Here is an 18,484-nt window from a genome sequence, read left to right as displayed (position 1 = left end):
AACGACTTGTTTTTGGTCAGTCTTTTTTTATAAGCGCTATTTCTCCTCAAAATTGGTATAATAAAAAGAAAAAAAGGTGGCAGCTTATGACGACCATTAAAGATATTGCAGAAAAAGCAGGCGTGGCAAAGAGTACCGTTTCCCGCTATTTGAATAATGGCTATATCAGTGAAGAAAAGCGCAAAAAAATTGATCAAATCATCGCTGAAACTGGCTATCGGCCGAATACTTTAGCACGTTCCCTCAAGGCACAAGACTCAAAACTATTAGGGGTCATCATTCCTCGCCTGAATTCCCCATCTGCCAATGATGTGTTGAAGGGCATCGATCGAACTGCCCGGCAAAATGGCTATCAACTATTGATTACCAATTCTGACCAAAGTGAGGCAAGAGAGTTAGAGAATATCCAGACATTGGTCAAACAAAAAGTAGCCGGAATGATCATCTTTGCGCGAGAAATGACGCCACAGTTGAAAGAGGTCTTGCCGACGATTCCGATGCCAGTGATTTTGATCGGTCAACGATTAGCAGGCGTTCATGCGATCGTTCATCAAGATTATCAAGCCGGAGAGGAAATGGCCAACTATGCGCTAACAAATGGTCATCGGGACTTTTTGTTTGTAGGCGTCAGCGAAAAAGATGAAGCCGTGGGTAGTTTGAGAAAGCAAGGGTTTGTTGATACGGTTGAAAAAGTCGCTGGAACGACTGTATCTTATTTTGAGACTTCTTTTTCACGTCGAGAAACCTATCAAAAAGCACTGGTATTTCTTCCCAGTCGGCAAGCTACTTATGTGGCCTGCGCCACAGACAATATCGCTATCGCTGTCTTAAAAGCAGCCCATGAGCTAGGACAAAAGGTGCCGGAGGATTTTTCTTTGAATGGGTTTGGCGGGTATGATTCAACAGATTATGTTTACCCAACAATCACCACTGCAGCCTTTCCTTATACGCAGCTGGGCGTCGATGCAGTCCATGCACTCCAACAAATCATTCAAGGGAAAACAGTACCGGAGATTATTGAATTACCCAATCATTTAGTGATCAAACAGTCAACGGCTAGACTGGGTGAATGATCAATGTTTCAGATTTACCATACAAGATGAGAATAACGTTGAACCATTGACTGTGGATTTAGGGCATAGTCAAGGATTCAACGTTATTTTTATTTACCCTTGCTTTTGTAAACGATTTCTGATAATCTACAAATATAGAACCGGTTCCATAAAGAGATGATGAAAAATGAGGAGTGGTAAAAATGAATGAACAGCAGACGATCAATGACGTCATCGACGCAGTGGGAGGAACGTCAAATGTTAAAAACTATGAGCATTGTGCGACACGTTTACGTTTGATCTTGAAAGATGATCAATTGGTAGATAAAGCAAAAGCAGAGCGTGTCACAGGAAGCAAAGGGTATTTCTTTCATACAGGACAACATCAGTTTATTTTTGGGACCGGCAAGGTCAATCAAGTCTATGAAGCATTTGCAAAAGAAATGGATCAAACTGAAACGGGCAGTCAGCAAGCATTTAAAGAAGATGCGTACACCAATTTGTCCCCTGTGCAAAAGGTCGTTCGTACATTATCGGATGTGTTAGTACCTTTGATTCCTGCATTGGTCACAACAGGATTGCTGATGGGGATTCGCGGTTTATTGGTTGAACTGGGTGTGCCTATCAGCGCAGATTGGTATGCGATGTTTGAAATGTTGACGGATACGGCGTTTGCTTTTTTGCCAGTGTTGATTGCCTATAGTGCAACGAAAAAATTCGGCGGCAATCCAATTATCGGGATCGTGGTTGGACTGATGATGGTGTCGCCGCAGTTGCCTAATGCGTGGTCGGTAGCCAGTGGGGATGCCAGTCCATTACATCTGTTCGGTTTGTCTATTTCTGGTTATCAAGGATCAATTTTTCCTGCTATTATCGTTGGGTGGCTGGTATCTAAGTTAGAGCATTGGTTCCGAAAGTTTGTACCGCAAATGATGGATTTGATCGTCACACCTTTTTTAACGATTGTGGTGACGTTGACATTGGTGCTTTTTGCTTTAGGTCCTATCTTGCAAGTTGCCGAAAAAGCAGTTATCAATAGCATTGTTTATGTGGTGCAAGCGCCTTTTGGCATAGGCTATATGCTATATGGCGGGTTGCAGCAGCTAATTGTGATTACTGGCTTGCATCATTCATTGAGTATTGTTGAATTGGGCTTGTTAAATACGACGGGTGAGAATGTTTTGCAGGTGTTGGGCACGGCAAGTATGGCTGGTCAATTTGGTGCAGCGATTGCAGCCGCTTTTTTGTATCGAGATCAAGTCAAACGGTCGAATGCGATCAGTGCAGCAATTCCTACGCTGTTTGGGATTACTGAACCTTTGCTTTTTGGTGTCAATTTACGATCAATGCGTATTTTTGTTTCTGGCGTGATTGGTGGTGCAGTTGGCGGTTTTATGACCTATGTCTTTCAACTAGCAGCAACTGGGATGGGGATCACATTTATTCCAGGTTTGCTTTTATATACAGGTGACCTAACAGCAATGCTGAAATATGTCGCAGTAATTATTGTGGCCTTTGTGGTTGGTTTTGTCTGTGTGCAAGTCCAACGGGGACGAATTATCAAAGAAATCAATCAATAAACAGATCATGTCACAAGGAGGTTCACTATGTTGGAAAAAGAGTACTGGGAAGTGCTGCACCAGAAACAAGCCTATTTAAAACAAAAAATTGCGCAAGATCCTTGGCGATTAGTGTACCATCTCATGCCTGAAACTGGCTGGATGAATGATCCCAATGGATTGTGTCAATTTAACGGGACTGTCCATTTTTATCATCAATATGTGCCGCAAGAAGCTGCTGGCGGACTAGCGCCGCATTGGGGGCATAAGACATCAACAGATTTTGTTTCGTTTCAAGAGGAACCATTGTTTCTTTCGCCAAATCATGATTATGATCGCGACGGCGTATACTCTGGTTCAGCATTTGTTGAGGGAAATCAGATTCATTTTTTCTATACTGGAAATGTCAAGCATCCCGGCGATCACGACTATACCTACAGTGGAAGAGAACAAAATACAGTCCATGTGGTGAGTGATGATGGATTTACTGTGATCAAGCAAGAAGTTGTGATTCCCCATGATGCTTATCCGGCAGGATTTACTGATCATATCCGCGATCCCAAAGTGTTTAAGCGAGGGGATATGTATTATATGATCTTGGGTGCAAGAACAGTAGATAATCAAGGCAAGATTTTGATCTATGAATCGGAAAATCTGTCTGAATGGCGTTATCGCGGTATATTTTTTGGGGTAGATGATGACTTTGGGTATATGTGGGAGTGTCCCGATTATTTTCAGATCGATGGACAAGATGTATTGTTGTTTTCGCCGCAAGGGATCCTCAATCAAAGAGACGCTTTTCAAAATAGATACCATTCAGGCTATATATTGGGGACAGTGGATTGGGAAACATTGAGATTTAAGCATACCACGCCTTTTCGCGAGTTGGATCATGGGTTTGACTTTTATGCACCTCAGACCTTCTCGGATGAACAAGAACGTCGTATTTTATGGGGCTGGATGGGGCTTGGAGATACCATGCCAGAATATAGCAATCCAACGGTTGCCCGTGGTTGGCAACATGCCGCAACATTACCGAGAGAATTAAAGATCCGTGATCAGAAACTTGTGCAGCAACCCATCACCGAGCTGCAACGATTGCGGGGTGTTCATCAACAAAGGCACATACAGTCATCCGTTGGTGAAATCACTTATCAGACTGCAACGACTGCCTATGAAATGGCGATCACTCTTGATAAGAGTGAATCGAAATGGCAGATTGCTTTGTTGGAAGATACCTTGTTGCAGTATGATGGCACTACGTTGACCATGACCCATGGGTCGTCGGGATATGGACGCAAACACCGCAGGCTAAAGATTGATCATTTGAAACATCTGCATATATATGTGGATACATCATCCATTGAAATTTTTTTGAACCACGGTGCAGCCTGTATCACCTCGAGGGTTTATCCAACCAATCGAAAACCAACTGTTTCAATGACTGGTGTCAATCAGGCGTTGATCGACTATTGGCCCCTCATCAATGAATAGAAAATAGACGATATAAACAGAGGATCATCAGGTATTTATGCTGATGATCCTTTGTGTTTTTGGTTTACGTAGTCTTGTAGCGCTTTTGCATTGATGTGGTAACCGTAGGCTTGTTTTTCGACCAATCCTTGTTCTTTAAAGCGTTTGAGGGTGAAGGTCAGGTGACGGTAGCTGACACCTAAGAACTCGGCTGTCTCGGTCATTTTTTCTTGATAGTGATCGTCAACCGCTGTTTCTAATAGGAGCAAAGCGAGGCGCAGATCCAATGGATAGGTTTGTTGCAACATATAGTAGTCCATGCGCAGCAGCAGTTTTTCACCAATCTCTTTGGCCAATGCTTGGACAAACAATGGGTTTTGCATCAATTCTTGTTTGGCCAGTTGTATAGGGATGCCAATGCAGCTGGTTTTTCCTAAAGCGATCACAGTCTTTGGTTCTGTTTCTGCACCAACGAGGGTGAGGTCTCCAATGGAATCACCAGGGTGTAAAAAGTGAAGCAGTGCGCGTTTGCCGTTGGCCTGATCTTTAATGATTTTTGCTTTACCTGTAAGCAAGAGATAAAAATAGGTCATCGGTACGGCTTCTTGCTGGATCATTTCATTGTTATTGAAGGTGATGTAGACACTTTGAGCTAACACGTCTGACGTGAGGGGCAAATAATCAAAGAGTTGGCTGTTTAGTTGATTATGATACGCAGTTTTATTCATTTTTTTCTCCTGTATAGGCTATTTCTCCTATCGATGTGCATTCAGTATAGCACATAATGAGGTCAGAAAAAGAAAGTAGGAATGACAAATGAAACCGAATAAGGTCCTCGCTTCACTCTTGTTCTATAGCCTAAGCGCATTAGGTATTAGTATGACGATCAAGGCCAATATTGGCGTCAGCAGTTTCAATGCATTCAATGTCACACTTGGTTCTGCATTCATGGTCAAAGCAGGTACGGTCACCACGATCATGAATTTATTGTTTTTGTATCTATGTTGGACGATGGAAGGCAATCAAAGAGCTGCCAGAGAGAAAAGGCAAGAATATCTTGTGATGGGGAGTTCGTTGCTGCTTTTTGGCTATTTGATCAATGGTTTCGTTTATACGGTATTTGGATCCATTCAATTGACCAATTACAGTTTGCGTTTATTGTTTTTCGTCTTGGGAACGACGTTATCGGGGATAGGGACTGGACAGGTTCTGCGGCTGCATTTATTGAAATTTCCCATTGAACATTTTTGTCAGCTGATGGCAGGGCAATGCCGTTGGTCGTTTAAGCAGATTCGGTATAGCATTGATTTTGTCTGTATTGTTGCTGCTTTTAGTTTGGCGATAGTCTTTCAACTACCGCTTGTGATTCGCGAAGGCACGATCATTAGTTTCTTTTTGGTATCGGCTGCAATTGCATGGTCGAAGGAACACAACTTGATTCTTGTCGGTGTGGGGAATCAGAACATTGACACACAAAGAGCTGAGAAGAAAAATCGTTCGTAAGGAAGGCTTTAGAAATGCCAGAATGCCGATTTTACGCTACTCTATAAGAAAGGGGTTTTTCATAAAAAAATTTGTTGGGAGGTTTTACAGGATGAATCAAATACTGCACGTATTTCAAGAGAAGTTTGCACCTAAGTTATTGGCAATCAGTGAAAATCGTTTTTTGGTGGCGGTACGAAATGGGGTTGCTGTGACCATGCCATTGACGATCATTGGCAGTTTGTTTTTGATCTTAGCCAATTTGCCATTCAGTGGTTGGAATGACTTTATCGGTGATTTTGGTCTTCAATTAGGCGCCGTCAGCAATTTTACTTTTGGTATTTTGGGCTTGGTCGCCTGTATTGGGATTGCATATTATTTAGCGTTATCTTACGAAATTGATACGATTGGTTCAATCGTCTTGGCCGTATGTGCTTTCTTGCTATTGCAGGCGGGAGATGACTGGGGGATCGATGTGGATTCACTGGGCGCTACTGGATTATTCACTGGTATCGTGACCGCTATTTTGACGGTCTTGATTCATCGCTTTTTCCTCAAACATCGCTTGGTGATTCGGATGCCAGCAGGGGTGCCGCCAGCGGTGGCGAAAAGTTTTGCGACATTGATTCCAGGGGCTGTGATCATTACTGGGGCGTGGGTGATTCGTATTTTATTGGCTTTCAATGTCAATCATTTTGTACAATTGCTGTTTTCGCCATTGGCTGTGGGCTTGAATACATTGCCTGGTATGCTGCTGTATACATTTTTGATTTTATTGTTATGGTGTCTAGGGATTCATGGCAGCAATGTGATGGGCAGCATCGGTGACCCCATTTTCTTGGCATTATTAGCCGCAAATACAGAAGCCTATACTGCAGGAGAACCTTTACCAAATATCTTCGCCGGCGGTTTTTATATTATGTTTTTGTGTTATGGTGGAACGGGTTCTACGATGGGTTTAATCATCAATATGCTATTTTCTAAGAAAAAAGCGTACCGCTCTCTAGGAAAAATGGCATTACCCTCAGCGATTTTCTGTATCAATGAACCTATAATCTTTGGATTTCCAATTGTGATGAATCCAATCATGATGATCCCATTCATTTTGACTCCTTTGGTATTATGTACAGGCACGTATTTGCTGTCTGTCACCAATATCATTGGGCGAATCATGTTCAATCCACCTTGGACGACTCCGCCGATCATCAATACGTATTTAGCTACTGGCGGTAATTTGCCAGCCGTGATCTGGAGTGTAGTGTCTTTAGGAATCAGTGTGGCGATCTATTATCCTTTCTTCAAAATCAGTGAACGTCTGCTGCAAGAAGAAAGCACCGAAAATACACAATCTGCAGCTGAATAGAAAATAGAGAGTGATTGAAGCGCTCGATTTCTAGGGCATCAATGATGACTTGGTTGTCATAAGGGCAAGCAAGAAGTCTTGCTGAGACCAATCATTGCGCATCCAAAATATGACAAAGCACGTAGGATCGTCCTTTGTCTTACACTTTAAAGTCGTTGGCAGCAACGGCTTTTTTATTTATTTGTCAGAAAATCATTGTTGACCAATTCGTCATAAGTATATATTTGATCGATTTGGCCGTTGTCTTTGGTCCAACCAATAATAGCTTCAAATTGGTCTTTAGGCACGGCTTGCGCATAAGGATAGTCTTCTGTTTGGCTATCTAGATACGCACTCATCGCATCTGGAAACTGGTAATCAGCAAGAATATCCGCATAGTCTTTGGCACTATGGGTATTCATATAGTCGATCCCTTGGTTGTAGGCTTCATAGAATGCAGTGATATCTTGTGGCCGGTTGTCAATGACGTCCGTCATGAATTGGAGTGTGCCACCTTTGATCCCTGCTTCTTTCGAGCTGCCGAGAATGACCGCCCCTTGCGCAGCCAGCATACTGGCTTGCGGTTCTGTATAGACAGCCCCGTCTACTTGGTCACTCAGCAAGGCTTCCGAACGGGCAGAAAATGAGGAAATATCCACGATATCGTAGCTGAAATCATGTGTATCAGCAAACTGATCCATGATATATTCCAGAATGAAATTCGGGACCAATGTGACTTTTTTGTCGGCTAATCCGCTGATATCAGTGATGCCTGAATGTGGCGATGCCAAAATTTTGAAATCTTCCAGGATATCAGAGGTGGTCATCATATCGATGCCGTTTTGCTTGAAGGTTGCTTCGGTCATGACGTCACTGATCGTCCCTTGTAATTCTCCTGCTTGGATCGCTACATTACGATCATTCGGTGAAGTGAAAGATTTGATGGCAACAGTTAATCCTCTGTCAGCAAAGTAGCCTTCTTCTTGCGCCAAAATGATGGGAATCGCAGATTCAGCAGGCAAGACACCGATCGTCAATGTTTCGTCGGTCACCTGTGCGTCGCTATGCGTGGACGCTGTTTCTGATGTTGTGGTTGCAGTGTCATTCCCGCAAGCAGCCAAACCTATTGTAATGCATACCAATAAACTAGCTTGAAGTATTTTTTTCATTTTTTACACATCCTCAGTTATGAAATAGTTCTTTAAATGCCTGAAGCGGCATATTAAAAGGGATCACATCACGCTGCAGTTCCAGCGGCGGGGTATTTCTCGTGTTGCGTCCAGGTTTAGTCGTGAAGGCTAACGTGAATCCTTCTTCAGTCAACGTGTCGATCGTTCTTTGGTCATAAAAACCAAATGGGTAAGCAAAGACATCTTTTATCGGTACCCATTGATTGCATGCGGCAAGGTCAGCTGCGAAATCAGCTGTAGTTTCCCACATCGAACGGCTTTTCAGGCCATTACGGGCATGAAAATGATCGGTATGATTGGCATATTCGAAGACATCGGTCATCGCCAATAGTTCAGATTGACTCAAGACACGAGAGACAGCGGGCGTATAGGCATGCGGCTGGTCGTAAAGCCAGCCTGTGACCACAAAAACACTGGCGTGAAAGCCAGCTTCTTTTAATAAAGGATATGCATATTCCTTCATTGACTGGTAACAATCATCGAAGGTCAGCAACACTGACTTTTCAGGGATTGGCTGTTGCGCAGACAGATAGGCTTTCACCTCAGACAACGTCAATGTATGATAATTTTCTGCTTTCAAAAAGGCCAATTGTTGTTTAAAATGAGATGTACTGTTGAATAATGGCAAAGGCATAGCATCTTGATAGCCATCAGCAACCGCAATCGGTCGTGGCTGATCAAGCAGTTCTTCTTCAGGACGTATTTCGTGAAATACAAGGGTCCGAAACATATAAATTCTTCCTTTCTTAGGTAATTCAAACAACAAATAGTATAGCATGAAATGTGAAAAATAACACAAATATTTTTAATGGAAAGAAGGCTTCATGATGGCAGTAATATTTGATTCTGTCAGCTTTGGTTATCAGAATACACGCATCTTTAATCAGGTATCGCTCGTATTTGAGCAAGGGCGCTCTTATGTGATATTGGGGAAGTCCGGCATTGGCAAAAGCACACTGCTCACACTGATCAAAGGCAATCAGCAGCCGCAAGAAGGCTCGGTCACGATTAGTCAGGATGCCGTCATTGAGTTGGTCTATCAGGACGATCGGCTGTTTCCATGGCAAACGGTCTATCAAGCAGTTGAGATGCCCTTAAAAATCCAAAGAATCACGAAAACCCTGCGCCAACAACAAGTGAAAGACTGTTTAGCAGACCTTTCGTTGACGAATCTTAAAAATCACTATCCCGCACAATTGAGTGGCGGGCAAAAGCAACGGGTTGCGATGGCTCGAGGGTTGATCACCCAGCCAGATTTTCTGTTGTTGGATGAACCAACTTCTTCTCTGGACCAAGAAACCAAAGAGCAGGCACAAGCATTGATCTACGAAGCACATCAACACAATCAAAATGGGCTGATCGTGGTGACCCATGATGCAGAAGAAGCAGCCTATTTAGGCAAAACGATTTTATTGATGACCAGTGAGGGCATATCCTTTATAGACAATCCAATTGCGTTTTCAGAAAATCGACGTGATACTGTAGCATTTGATCAGTTCGTTCTTACATTGAAGCGCAAGCTAAGAGGAGGTGCCCAATGAAATCTTGGCGAGGTTTTATTGGGGGATTGATTCATTTTGTTGTGTGCTGGTGGTGCTTGAGTCTTCTAACGAACAATCGCTCACTGCCGGATCCTTTAGAAACACTCGAACGTTTGTGGACATTGAGGCATGTGGTATTGCTGCATGCCGGCGCCAGTTTCATGCGTGTCTTTGCTGCATTGCTGCTGGCACTGATCGTCGGGGTTCCGCTGGGGATTTTCTTAGGAAAGTCTCGGCATGGCGGGCAATTTTTCAGTCCATTGATCTATTTTCTATATCCGATTCCTAAAGTCGCTTTTCTGCCGATTTTTATGCTCTTTTTCGGCTTAGGCAACCAATCAAAAGTGTTACTGATATTTTCGGTCATCGTGATTCAAGTGATCGTGTCGATTCGTGATGCGGTGAAAGAAATTCCGACAATGTATGAGGAAGTACTGAGGAACTATACAACGACATTTCGTCATCGCCTGTATTATGTGATTTGGCCAGCTTTGCTGCCTGCCTTATTTGGCAGTCTTAGAGTCAGTATTGGCATTGCATTGGCTTCATTGTTTTTCGCTGAAAATTATAATACTTCTTATGGTGTTGGGTATCTTATTTTAAGTGCCTGGGCAAAAATGGATTATCGGCAAATGATGGTTGGGGTGCTGATCATTGCGCTGATGGGGTATGGCTTATTTGCTATGATCGATTGGCTGGAGAAGAAAGTGGTGCGAGGACGAGGATAACATAAACAAAGTGTTTTTCTTCGTGATTTTCAGCACTTTAAGTGAAAGGTATCTCGGCTGTTTAGAGGTCACGCAAGATATGACAGAAATCCAGAAGATTGAGGGCCAGAGTCGGTTGTTGGATTGAATGTCTGGATTTTGATTGCGGTGCGAACCTATTTCTCCTTTTACCAAACCTTGTTATAATCTAATGAGGAATGAAAAGTCGTTGACTTTTTTATGATGGATTGGAGGATGACACATGATAGGCTTCTTATATTTTATAGTCATTGTACTGGCCAATACTTTAGGGGCAGTTTCGGGAATGGGTGGCGGTGTGCTGATCAAACCAATCTTTGACTTTATCGGTGCGCATTCGGTTGCCGCTATTTCTTTTTACTCAGCAACCGCAGTATTGACCATGTCGATCGTTTCTACGACTAAGCAATTGAGAAGCGGTCAAAAATTTGATTGGCAGATCGTTTCCTGGGTATCGATTGGTGCGGTGATCGGTGGTGTTTTAGGGAATGCTGCATTTGATGTTTTATTGAACGATTTAAAGAATGACGATGTTGTTCAGTTGATTCAAATCGTGCTCACGATACTTACATTGCTCTTCGCTTTCTTCTATACAAAGAATCACTGGCAGGGTTTTCATTTGAAACATGTCCTGTGGTATCTTCTGTGTGGATTGATCCTTGGTTTTTTAGCCAGTTTATTGGGTATCGGTGGTGGTCCTATCAATGTCTCTTTATTGATGCTGCTTTTCGGCCTACCTATCAAAGAAGCGACTGTTTATTCAATCTGTACGATATTCTTTTCTCAGATGGCGAAAATTACTTCAATGGCTTTAGGCACAGGTTTTCTGCGATACGATTTATCGATGCTTTGGTTTATCATTCCAGCAGCCGTTATTGGCGGTTTTCTAGGTGCAAAAGCAAGTCGCATGCTATCGACCGAGCGCGTCACAGTCATTTTTCAGTTTGTTATTCTTCTTGTTTTGCTGGTTAATATCTACAATGGCTTTCAATTGCTATAGAGGAATACGCATAGTAAACAGGCACACTTTTTGTAACCACTTGAACAATGGTTATAGAAAGTGTGCCTCTTTGTTTATTCCCATTCTGACAAATAATCTCCTGCCAAAGAATAGACATAATTGATTTCAGTCCGATCTCTAATCCCATTCAAGCCAACTGTCCAATGCCATTCTCCTTGACTGCCATTGAGTATCACGATACTAACGCCAGGCACATAATGATCCAATTCTGCCGCGCGTTTTTCCGCATCTTTAATGATTTTTGGTATGACGGCCCAATCAATGGCCGTATAGTCGATGGTCTCATCTTGTGACAGTTCAATGGTGTTGCTGGCTTTTTTCCACTTAGTCAGGATGTTGGTAGGGTAGTACCAATATTCATCCTGAAGATTGGTCACAGGATTGATGACCCGTGTCACAGCATACACACCGCTTTTCAGCGGAACATTGCGAATATGAAAACTAAAACTGATAAGCTGGATTTCTTGGTCTTTGAATGCCGACTGGGCAGGGAGGGCGGCCATGATGGATTCGGTACTGTCAGCTGCGCGAAACAGTTGACGATCTGCTGGCAGCCAAGTACTTATTATACCGACAAAAACAACGATCAATGGAACCAAAACCATTGTTCCCACCCAATAGACGACTGATTTTCTTCTTTTTTTGATGCCGAGAATCAAATTGCCGATCATCCAGATCACGATAGCAACAATGAGGAAGTAAGGGATGGTTCGCAACCATTGATGTCTGGTTGTGACTACATCATACTCAGACAGCCCAAACCAGTTTTCTGCAATCGTTAAATCATTCAAAACAATCAAAGCGCCGATGATCACAAGGAGCAGGAGAACTAGTGAAATCAATACGATGCGTCTTATCATTGTAGAACGACGTTTTCCTAAAGACTTCTTTTTTTCCATTTCGCACCTCCAATGGCATTCATTTTTCCCTGAGGAGTTCACATATTCTTTCATTAAGGGTAGTACAATTGGTGTGATTTTTCAATGATTATGTAAAAAAAGACCTGTATCAAAAGATACAGGCTTGTGGATACAGTTAATCGAGGGTTTGTTGTCGCGCGATACCTGGGAAAAATTTGATACAATAAAGGGCGCAGATACCAATGATCACATAAATCACTCTGGCTGCGATGGAGGTACTGCTGCCAGTGAGCATCGCGACTAGATCAAACTCGAATAGTCCGACCAATAGCCAATTGATGCCACCAATAATCAAGAGTGCTAATGCGATACCATCAAATGTTTTTAACATGATATTCTCCTTTCTGTCTCGAATCAATCAGTGGAAGAATTACCCTTCATCATCACTGATGGTCACATCTTTTTCCTTGTCGCCATCTTGATTGCGTTCGTTGTAAATAAAGATGTGGCGGAAGATCTTGATCAATGGACGGATCGTCAAGAAGATAGCGCCGATCAAATACGCGATCGTGCTATAGATTGCCGGCAAAGAGGTCAAAGAGACGATACTGCCGAAGATATAGAACAATCCTGTTAAGATATCATTTGTCAAAGAAATCAACATGTAGCGGTTTTCGAAGTAAAGGCGAAAGCGCCCACCTTTGATGATGACATCTTCTTCTTTCCCGGGATCGAATTGATGCTCATTCCGCTTGATTATTGGCATGTTCCATCACCGATCCTTTTTTATATTAGGGTTTCAAAACGACTTTAATATTGTTGTCTGCTTTTTGATCAAAAATCTCATAGGCTTTCGCCGCATCAGCTAGTGGCATCGTATGGGTGATGATTTGCGTTGGATCGATCTCATCTTTGGCAATCATATCATAAATTTTCGGCATCAAATGGATCACAGGAGCTTGTCCGTGTTTGACAGCTACATTGCGCATAAAGAATTCCTGCAATGGATACGAGGATGCTGGTGTCATATAAACACCCGTGATTTGGACCGTGCCGAATTTTTTGACCGCTTTTGCTGCCATTTGAATAGGTGAGATGGTGCCGCTTTGCAAGCTGACCAGATTTTTTGCTTTTTCTTTCACAGGTTCTAAGCCGTCCATGCCCACACAGTCGATGATCACATCGGCGCCGCCTTTAGTGAGTTCATACAAATCGTCGCCGCTCGTTGCCAAATCGTCTAATTGAAAGGTTTCTACTTGATTGTAGCTTTGGGCTTTAGCCAAGCGATGGGCTACAGGATCGACAGCAATGACTCGTTTGGCACCAGCCTTGACAGCAAATTTTTGGGCGAAAAGTCCAACTGGCCCTGAGCCTAAAATAATCACCGTGTCACCGTTTTTGACACCGGCATTTTGGACACTCCAATAAGCGGTCGGTAAAATGTCTGATAAGAACAAAACTTTTTCATCTGGGATAGAAGACTCAGGTACGAGAAACGACGTGAAATCCGCAAATGGTACCCGTAGAAATTCAGATTGGCCGCCCCAATGATTGCCATTTAGCTTACCGAAGCCAAACAAGCCACCATACAGGGATTCTGTTGAAGAGTTGTCACATTGACTTTCCATTCCATGCTGACAAAAGTGACAATGACCGCACCCAATATTAAAAGGAATGACCACCCGGTCGCCTTTTTTCAAGTTGCGTACGTGACTGCCGACTTCTTCCACAATGCCCATTGGCTCATGGCCAACGACATATCCTTCTTCCATTACAGGCCCACCATGGTGGTAAAGGTGGAGATCTGATCCGCAAATGGCGGTTGCGGTGATGCGGATGATGGCGTCAGTGGGTTCTTGTATGATTGGGTCTTCCACACGACGGACTTCCATCTTTTGATTTCCTTGCCAAGTTACTGCATGCATTATTTTTCCTCCTTTTGATTTCTGGCGAACGGACAAACAAGGGGCTTTGGCAACAATTCAATGAGACTGTTTTTTCAAAAATTGATACTGGATACTTTAATTTTGCAGTGCTTCTGCAAATTTGACAAAGATAATGCTCAAACGAGTAAAAAAGATATCTTACAGCCAGTTTTTCAACAAATGAGAACAAATGATTTGCGAAAACTACCGATCCATGACAGTATAGAACCGTAACCAGTCCGTTAAAAAAACGGAATCAAACGACGACTGTCCGTATCTAAGGAGGAGTAATCATGGATTTAACGATTCGCGGAGAAGCTTCTTGTACACATTGTAATCAAAATTTTGAAGGAAAAATGATGATTCACTTACAGGAAGATCTTGATGGTCAATTGCACACAATTCCACCATTAGAAGAAAATGAACTGCAAGAGGATGAAATTGCTATTCACTATGCATATGGGCCTGTCAATGAAGCCATTGAAGGAACGTTTACTTGCCCAAATTGTCAAACAGAAAATGCTGTACGCATCGAGATTCCAGTAGAAGTTTTTGATTCGTCAATGTAATATAGATATGTTATCCAACAGGAACTGTCATCATTCAGTTCCTGTTTTTTCGTCTTCTCCAACGATTTTCACATGAAAGTCTTTTAAAATATCGAGTCCTTCTGATTCATGGCTTTTTCCTGCCACCAATTCTTTTTGGATCACGAAATCAGCATCTGGGAAAGCGCTTTGGATTTCGATCGTATTTGAAAGGACACAAATATTGGTTTCGACACCCGCGATCTCGATCTCTTTTTCTTCTTTAGCTGCAAAAATCGTTTCCTTGATATCGATCAAAACTTCTGGAGGAATACTATAATAGTACTTTTTGACAACCTTTTCGTTTTCTCTAGGGGCAAGTTCAGGAATAATTTGTAACGACGCGCGTTCTTCATGGGGCGTATCTTTGAGCGCAATGGGAATATCAGGTGTATAAAGAATGTATTCATGGTTTTCCCGTGCGCGCCTTAGTCGCCGCGCAATGCGCGCTGACAATGCTTGACTATCCGGTACATAAGCGTCATTTTGCGCATCTAATATTTGGTTTTGCATGTCTATGATGACGAGCATGGCTCACCAGTCCTTTCCTTTAGCTATATTGTTTCATAAAGCGGGGCAGTGCATCACTGATCTGGGTGGGCAGGACCACGTATCGATCTTTAGCTAAGGACTCACCTATCAGACTATGGAGATAGACTGCGGCATGCACCGTTTCTTCAGAACGTTCGAATTGAGCCAAAAAGCTGGTGATGATCCCGGCCAAGGTATCGCCCATGCCGCCAGTTGCCATGGCTGGCGTACCTAATGGGTTTTCAACGCTTTGCGTGCCGTAAACTTGCGTACGATGGCTTTTTAGGACAACGATACTGCCTAACTTTTCCCGCGCTTGCTGATTATGTGCTTCGCTTTGTTCAGCGATCGGCAAGCCGCTCAGGCGCTGCCATTCCATTTGATGCGGGGTAAACACAACTTGATCAGGATACGGAAATGTCATTGGATATTTGGCGGTCAAGGTGATCGCTGATCCGTCGATCACCAACCACTGATGTTCTTTTTGATGGGTGACGATTCGCTGCAGCAAATCGAAATTGTCCTTGCTTTCGCCAAGGCCGGGCCCAACCAAGATGACGTCGGCTGATTCTGTGACCGAATCGATCCAATCTGATCGGTGCCAATCCACAAACATGGCTTCTGGCACGCGGGCATGAAGTGCTGAACGATTGACCGGATCTGAGATGACAGTGGTCAAACCTGTTCCGCCATAGACACAGGCTTGGGCAGCCATCAAGATCGCCCCGCCAAATTGCTGACTGCCCCCAACGAGGACGGCGCGTCCGAAAGTCCCTTTGTGGCTTTCCTCAGGCCTTTTTCGGATGATTTGTGTCAAAATAGATTCTTTTAATGGTTCCATTGTTGAACTCCTTTCGTTCCTTGATCGGAATCGGGGATTTGTTGATTCTATTATACCTATTAATCTCAAAAAGACCGACTAGGAAGACCAAATTTTTTTCCATTTTGGTGCTAAGAGTGTTATCATAAAAGGCGAGAAAAGAAATGGAGGGAATCAAATGACAATCGATTGGAAAAAAGAAGTCGAAGACCGCAAAGATGATTTGCTGAACGACTTGATCGATCTATTAAAAGTAAAAAGTGAACGGGAAGACGATAAAGTCACTGCAGATGCACCTTTCGGACCCGGACCTCGCGATGCATTACTGCATATGTTAGCTTATGGCGAACGTGACGGCTTTACTGTCAAAAACGTGGACAATTATGCAGGTCATATTGAATTTGGAGAAGGCGATGAAACCTTAGGGATCTTCGGACACATGGACGTTGTTCCTGCTGGAGATGGCTGGTCTACAGACCCTTATGATCCTGTGATCAATGACAACAAAATCTATGCCCGCGGCTCCTCAGATGACAAAGGACCTTCAATGGCTGCATATTACGGTATGAAGATCATCAAAGAATTAGGCTTGCCATTGTCGAAAAAAATCCGTTTCGTTGTCGGTTCTGATGAAGAAAGCGGCTGGGCAGATATGGATTACTATTTCGAACATGAAGAAAAACCTGATTTTGGTTTTTCACCAGATGCCAATTTCCCGATTATCAACGGTGAAAAAGGAAATGTGACGCTAGGTTTACACTTCCAAGGCAACAACGAAGGGGACTACCAATTACAACAATTTGCTGCTGGTTTAAGAGAAAACATGGTGCCAGGCACAGCAACAGCCCGTTTCATTGCGCCGTCAACAGATGCCGCATTGGCCTTAGAAAAAGCCTTCTTCGATTATGTCGAAGCACAACCTGTGACCGGCACGATCGAAACAGAAAACGAACAAGTGAAGATTGAATTGGTCGGCAAAGGCGCCCATGGGGCAAGCCCACAATCAGGGATCAATGCAGGGACTTTCTTAGCAGTTTTTCTTGATAATTTTGCTTTCGGCGGCGGTGCAAAACAATTTATCCATGCTGCAGCAGCTTACGTCCATGAAGATTTCTATGGCGAAAAACTAGGTGTAGCGTATGAAGACGAAAAAATGGGCAAGTTGACCATGAATGCTGGCTTATTTGCCTTCAAAGCCAACCAAGCAGGTACCCAAGCAGATAACTTCATCGCGTTAAACTTCCGTTACCCTAAAGGTGTGACAGCAGAAGGCTTAGAAATTGGGATCGAAAAAACTGTTGGCATGGATGGTGCAACAGTGACCCGCAACGAACGCAACATGGAACCCCATTATGTACCCGTTGATGATCCATTGGTGGAAACACTATTGGTTGTCTATGAAGAACATACTGGCGAAAAAGGCTTCGAACAAATCATCGGTGGCGGAACCTATGGCCGCTTATTAAAACGCGGTGTGGCATATGGCGCAATGTTCCCAGGTTATGTGGACACCATGCACCAAGCCAACGAATTCATGAGCTTAGACGATCTATTCAATGCAGCTGTCATTTATGCAGATGCGATTTATCGTTTGGCGAAATAAGTTTGATTGTTGCGTTGAAACTATAAATGAAGCTGTGTGATTCAGATTGGATGTTTGATCGACATCCAATCTGGAATCATACAGTTTTTTTAACATATATTTATCATAAATAAATGGAAGTTGTGGATAAAGTAAAAAATAAAATGGCGGTGACAAATGGACTATCAAATCTTGAAAAAAGGCGACACTGATTGGTTGTCAGCTGCAGATCAAATCGAGGAAGCAGATTGGAAAGCGGCAAAGTACTTAGCAAATAAAATGAAAAACAATGAATTTTTGGCATGGGAAGGTGTTGTAGCAGCAATAGATAATGGCAAAATTGTCGGTTTTTGCTCTTTCGTCGAAAAGGATATCGTCGACAATGTCCCTTATACACCGTATATTGCCATCGTTTACGTTGATCCAACGTATCGAGGAAAACACATCAGTCAACAATTGGTGCGCATCGCTGAAGAACAATTGGCAAAAAACGGATTCGAAAAAGTCTACATCGCGACCCAGCACCAAGGACTGTATGAAAAATCCGGCTACCAGCAGATAAATCAGGCACCTGACCGGTTTGGAAGAGAAATGAGAATTTTGGAAAAATCGATGTAGTTGGTCAGGGATCTATCTGCATTCATTGATTGAAAGAATACTAAATATAATGAGTCTACATTTGTCTAATGGGAAAAATGTAGACTTTTTTTGTTGATTTAACTCACTAAAAATCCATAAAAATAATTTATTTTATTTTTTTTGACTATTTTATT

General features: G+C 42.9%; 20 protein-coding genes. 11 read left to right on the top strand and 9 right to left on the bottom strand.

All coding sequences use genetic code 11. The annotated features are described in order from the left end of the window. The first annotated feature begins 38 nt into the window (after window positions 1-38). The 3 genes from ACYVRS_RS07080 (at window position 39) to ACYVRS_RS07070 (ending at window position 4,105) form a co-directional block, all read left to right on the top strand. The gene (locus ACYVRS_RS07080) at window positions 39-1,073 is read left to right on the top strand and encodes a LacI family DNA-binding transcriptional regulator (protein WP_461203133.1); all 1,035 of its coding nucleotides are present in this window, start codon (window positions 39-41) and stop codon (window positions 1,071-1,073) included. A 182-nt stretch (window positions 1,074-1,255) separates the two neighbouring features. Next, window positions 1,256-2,632: a PTS transporter subunit EIIC gene (locus ACYVRS_RS07075; protein WP_313509507.1), complete on the top strand. Its 1,377-nt coding sequence runs from the start codon at window positions 1,256-1,258 to the stop codon at window positions 2,630-2,632. Window positions 2,633-2,659: 27 nt separating this feature from the next. Continuing rightward, complete coding sequence (locus ACYVRS_RS07070) at window positions 2,660-4,105, top strand: glycoside hydrolase family 32 protein (protein ID WP_461197814.1); 1,446 nt, start codon at window positions 2,660-2,662, stop codon at window positions 4,103-4,105. Between the two features lie 35 nt (window positions 4,106-4,140). On the opposite strand, the gene ACYVRS_RS07065 is transcribed toward ACYVRS_RS07070, so the two are convergent. Then, a complete protein-coding gene (locus ACYVRS_RS07065; RefSeq protein WP_313540179.1) occupies window positions 4,141-4,812 on the bottom strand; it encodes a cyclic nucleotide-binding domain-containing protein in 672 nt (223 codons plus the stop codon). Window positions 4,813-4,900: 88 nt separating this feature from the next. Between ACYVRS_RS07065 and ACYVRS_RS07060 the strand changes: the two genes are divergently transcribed. After that, complete coding sequence (locus ACYVRS_RS07060; RefSeq protein ID WP_313540182.1) at window positions 4,901-5,587, top strand: YczE/YyaS/YitT family protein; 687 nt, start codon at window positions 4,901-4,903, stop codon at window positions 5,585-5,587. 91 nt (window positions 5,588-5,678) lie between these two features. Then, entirely contained in the window at window positions 5,679-6,929 is a 1,251-nt protein-coding gene (locus ACYVRS_RS07055; RefSeq protein ID WP_313509501.1) for a PTS sugar transporter subunit IIC, read from the top strand. 173 nt (window positions 6,930-7,102) lie between these two features. Here the strand turns inward: ACYVRS_RS07055 and ACYVRS_RS07050 are convergent, their stop codons facing one another. Both ACYVRS_RS07050 and ACYVRS_RS07045 read right to left on the bottom strand, forming a co-directional pair. Continuing rightward, the gene (locus tag ACYVRS_RS07050; RefSeq protein WP_313540185.1) at window positions 7,103-8,077 is read right to left on the bottom strand and encodes an ABC transporter substrate-binding protein; all 975 of its coding nucleotides are present in this window, start codon (window positions 8,075-8,077) and stop codon (window positions 7,103-7,105) included. Window positions 8,078-8,090: 13 nt separating this feature from the next. Further along, window positions 8,091-8,828: a polysaccharide deacetylase family protein gene (locus ACYVRS_RS07045; RefSeq protein ID WP_312499172.1), complete on the bottom strand. Its 738-nt coding sequence runs from the start codon at window positions 8,826-8,828 to the stop codon at window positions 8,091-8,093. A gap of 97 nt (window positions 8,829-8,925) precedes the next feature. Here ACYVRS_RS07045 and ACYVRS_RS07040 point away from each other — a divergent pair, with 97 nt between their 5' ends. The 3 genes from ACYVRS_RS07040 (at window position 8,926) to ACYVRS_RS07030 (ending at window position 11,385) form a co-directional block, all read left to right on the top strand. After that, entirely contained in the window at window positions 8,926-9,639 is a 714-nt protein-coding gene (locus tag ACYVRS_RS07040) for an ABC transporter ATP-binding protein (RefSeq protein WP_313540191.1), read from the top strand. Continuing rightward, on the top strand, window positions 9,636-10,367 hold the full coding sequence (locus tag ACYVRS_RS07035) for an ABC transporter permease (RefSeq protein ID WP_312499174.1): 732 nt from the start codon (window positions 9,636-9,638) through the stop codon (window positions 10,365-10,367). The genes ACYVRS_RS07040 and ACYVRS_RS07035 overlap by 4 nt, the downstream gene beginning before the upstream one ends. 241 nt (window positions 10,368-10,608) lie before the next feature. After that, window positions 10,609-11,385, top strand: a complete 777-nt coding sequence (locus ACYVRS_RS07030; protein WP_313540195.1) for a sulfite exporter TauE/SafE family protein — start codon at window positions 10,609-10,611, stop codon at window positions 11,383-11,385. A gap of 74 nt (window positions 11,386-11,459) precedes the next feature. On the opposite strand, the gene ACYVRS_RS07025 is transcribed toward ACYVRS_RS07030, so the two are convergent. From ACYVRS_RS07025 to ACYVRS_RS07010, 4 genes are all read right to left on the bottom strand, one after another. After that, window positions 11,460-12,305 carry a hypothetical protein gene (locus tag ACYVRS_RS07025; protein ID WP_312542471.1) on the bottom strand — a complete coding sequence of 282 codons (846 nt, stop codon included), beginning with the start codon at window positions 12,303-12,305 and terminating at the stop codon, window positions 11,460-11,462. Window positions 12,306-12,441: 136 nt separating this feature from the next. Then, on the bottom strand, window positions 12,442-12,657 hold the full coding sequence (locus ACYVRS_RS07020; RefSeq protein WP_313538297.1) for a DUF378 domain-containing protein: 216 nt from the start codon (window positions 12,655-12,657) through the stop codon (window positions 12,442-12,444). A 39-nt stretch (window positions 12,658-12,696) separates the two neighbouring features. Further along, the gene (locus ACYVRS_RS07015) at window positions 12,697-13,032 is read right to left on the bottom strand and encodes a YrhK family protein (RefSeq protein ID WP_313538298.1); all 336 of its coding nucleotides are present in this window, start codon (window positions 13,030-13,032) and stop codon (window positions 12,697-12,699) included. Between the two features lie 25 nt (window positions 13,033-13,057). Further along, window positions 13,058-14,191, bottom strand: coding sequence for an alcohol dehydrogenase catalytic domain-containing protein (locus ACYVRS_RS07010; protein ID WP_461203038.1), 1,134 nt, complete (start codon window positions 14,189-14,191; stop codon window positions 13,058-13,060). 293 nt (window positions 14,192-14,484) lie between these two features. Between ACYVRS_RS07010 and ACYVRS_RS07005 the strand changes: the two genes are divergently transcribed. Further along, window positions 14,485-14,760, top strand: coding sequence for a hypothetical protein (locus tag ACYVRS_RS07005; RefSeq protein WP_313538301.1), 276 nt, complete (start codon window positions 14,485-14,487; stop codon window positions 14,758-14,760). Between the two features lie 30 nt (window positions 14,761-14,790). On the opposite strand, the gene ACYVRS_RS07000 is transcribed toward ACYVRS_RS07005, so the two are convergent. Together ACYVRS_RS07000 and ACYVRS_RS06995 are read right to left on the bottom strand one after the other, a co-directional pair. Beyond that, window positions 14,791-15,309 (bottom strand): isochorismatase family protein, encoded by a 519-nt coding sequence (locus ACYVRS_RS07000; protein ID WP_461197810.1) that lies wholly within the window; start codon window positions 15,307-15,309, stop codon window positions 14,791-14,793. A 19-nt stretch (window positions 15,310-15,328) separates the two neighbouring features. After that, on the bottom strand, window positions 15,329-16,150 hold the full coding sequence (locus ACYVRS_RS06995) for an NAD(P)H-hydrate dehydratase (protein WP_461197809.1): 822 nt from the start codon (window positions 16,148-16,150) through the stop codon (window positions 15,329-15,331). 157 nt (window positions 16,151-16,307) lie between these two features. Here ACYVRS_RS06995 and pepV point away from each other — a divergent pair, with 157 nt between their 5' ends. Next, entirely contained in the window at window positions 16,308-17,732 is a 1,425-nt protein-coding gene (pepV, locus tag ACYVRS_RS06990; RefSeq protein ID WP_461203037.1) for a dipeptidase PepV, read from the top strand. Between the two features lie 156 nt (window positions 17,733-17,888). Continuing rightward, window positions 17,889-18,329, top strand: coding sequence for a GNAT family N-acetyltransferase (locus ACYVRS_RS06985; RefSeq protein ID WP_313538309.1), 441 nt, complete (start codon window positions 17,889-17,891; stop codon window positions 18,327-18,329). The last annotated feature ends 155 nt before the right edge of the window (window positions 18,330-18,484 follow it).

The organism is Enterococcus salsurae (assembly GCF_054784955.1).
The sequence above is the reverse complement of the archived record's forward strand: the minus strand, read 5'-3'. Positions and strand labels throughout refer to the sequence as shown.

Bases quoted from the DNA above. Each gene is read 5' to 3' on its own strand.
- ACYVRS_RS07070 (WP_461197814.1), top strand. From the start codon at position 2,660: ATGTTGGAAAAAGAGTACTGGGAAGTGCTGCACCAGAAACAAGCCTAT.
- ACYVRS_RS07015 (WP_313538298.1), bottom strand. From the start codon at position 13,032: ATGCCAATAATCAAGCGGAATGAGCATCAATTCGATCCCGGGAAAGAA.
- pepV (WP_461203037.1), top strand. From the start codon at position 16,308: ATGACAATCGATTGGAAAAAAGAAGTCGAAGACCGCAAAGATGATTTG.
- ACYVRS_RS07060 (WP_313540182.1), top strand. From the start codon at position 4,901: ATGAAACCGAATAAGGTCCTCGCTTCACTCTTGTTCTATAGCCTAAGC.
- ACYVRS_RS07065 (WP_313540179.1), bottom strand. From the start codon at position 4,812: ATGAATAAAACTGCGTATCATAATCAACTAAACAGCCAACTCTTTGAT.
- ACYVRS_RS07025 (WP_312542471.1), bottom strand. From the start codon at position 12,305: ATGGAAAAAAAGAAGTCTTTAGGAAAACGTCGTTCTACAATGATAAGA.
- ACYVRS_RS07040 (WP_313540191.1), top strand. From the start codon at position 8,926: ATGGCAGTAATATTTGATTCTGTCAGCTTTGGTTATCAGAATACACGC.
- ACYVRS_RS06995 (WP_461197809.1), bottom strand. From the start codon at position 16,150: ATGGAACCATTAAAAGAATCTATTTTGACACAAATCATCCGAAAAAGG.
- ACYVRS_RS07020 (WP_313538297.1), bottom strand. From the start codon at position 12,657: ATGTTAAAAACATTTGATGGTATCGCATTAGCACTCTTGATTATTGGT.
- ACYVRS_RS06985 (WP_313538309.1), top strand. From the start codon at position 17,889: ATGGACTATCAAATCTTGAAAAAAGGCGACACTGATTGGTTGTCAGCT.
- ACYVRS_RS07050 (WP_313540185.1), bottom strand. From the start codon at position 8,077: ATGAAAAAAATACTTCAAGCTAGTTTATTGGTATGCATTACAATAGGT.
- ACYVRS_RS07000 (WP_461197810.1), bottom strand. From the start codon at position 15,309: ATGCTCGTCATCATAGACATGCAAAACCAAATATTAGATGCGCAAAAT.
- ACYVRS_RS07035 (WP_312499174.1), top strand. From the start codon at position 9,636: ATGAAATCTTGGCGAGGTTTTATTGGGGGATTGATTCATTTTGTTGTG.
- ACYVRS_RS07075 (WP_313509507.1), top strand. From the start codon at position 1,256: ATGAATGAACAGCAGACGATCAATGACGTCATCGACGCAGTGGGAGGA.
- ACYVRS_RS07005 (WP_313538301.1), top strand. From the start codon at position 14,485: ATGGATTTAACGATTCGCGGAGAAGCTTCTTGTACACATTGTAATCAA.
- ACYVRS_RS07055 (WP_313509501.1), top strand. From the start codon at position 5,679: ATGAATCAAATACTGCACGTATTTCAAGAGAAGTTTGCACCTAAGTTA.
- ACYVRS_RS07045 (WP_312499172.1), bottom strand. From the start codon at position 8,828: ATGTTTCGGACCCTTGTATTTCACGAAATACGTCCTGAAGAAGAACTG.
- ACYVRS_RS07010 (WP_461203038.1), bottom strand. From the start codon at position 14,191: ATGCATGCAGTAACTTGGCAAGGAAATCAAAAGATGGAAGTCCGTCGT.
- ACYVRS_RS07030 (WP_313540195.1), top strand. From the start codon at position 10,609: ATGATAGGCTTCTTATATTTTATAGTCATTGTACTGGCCAATACTTTA.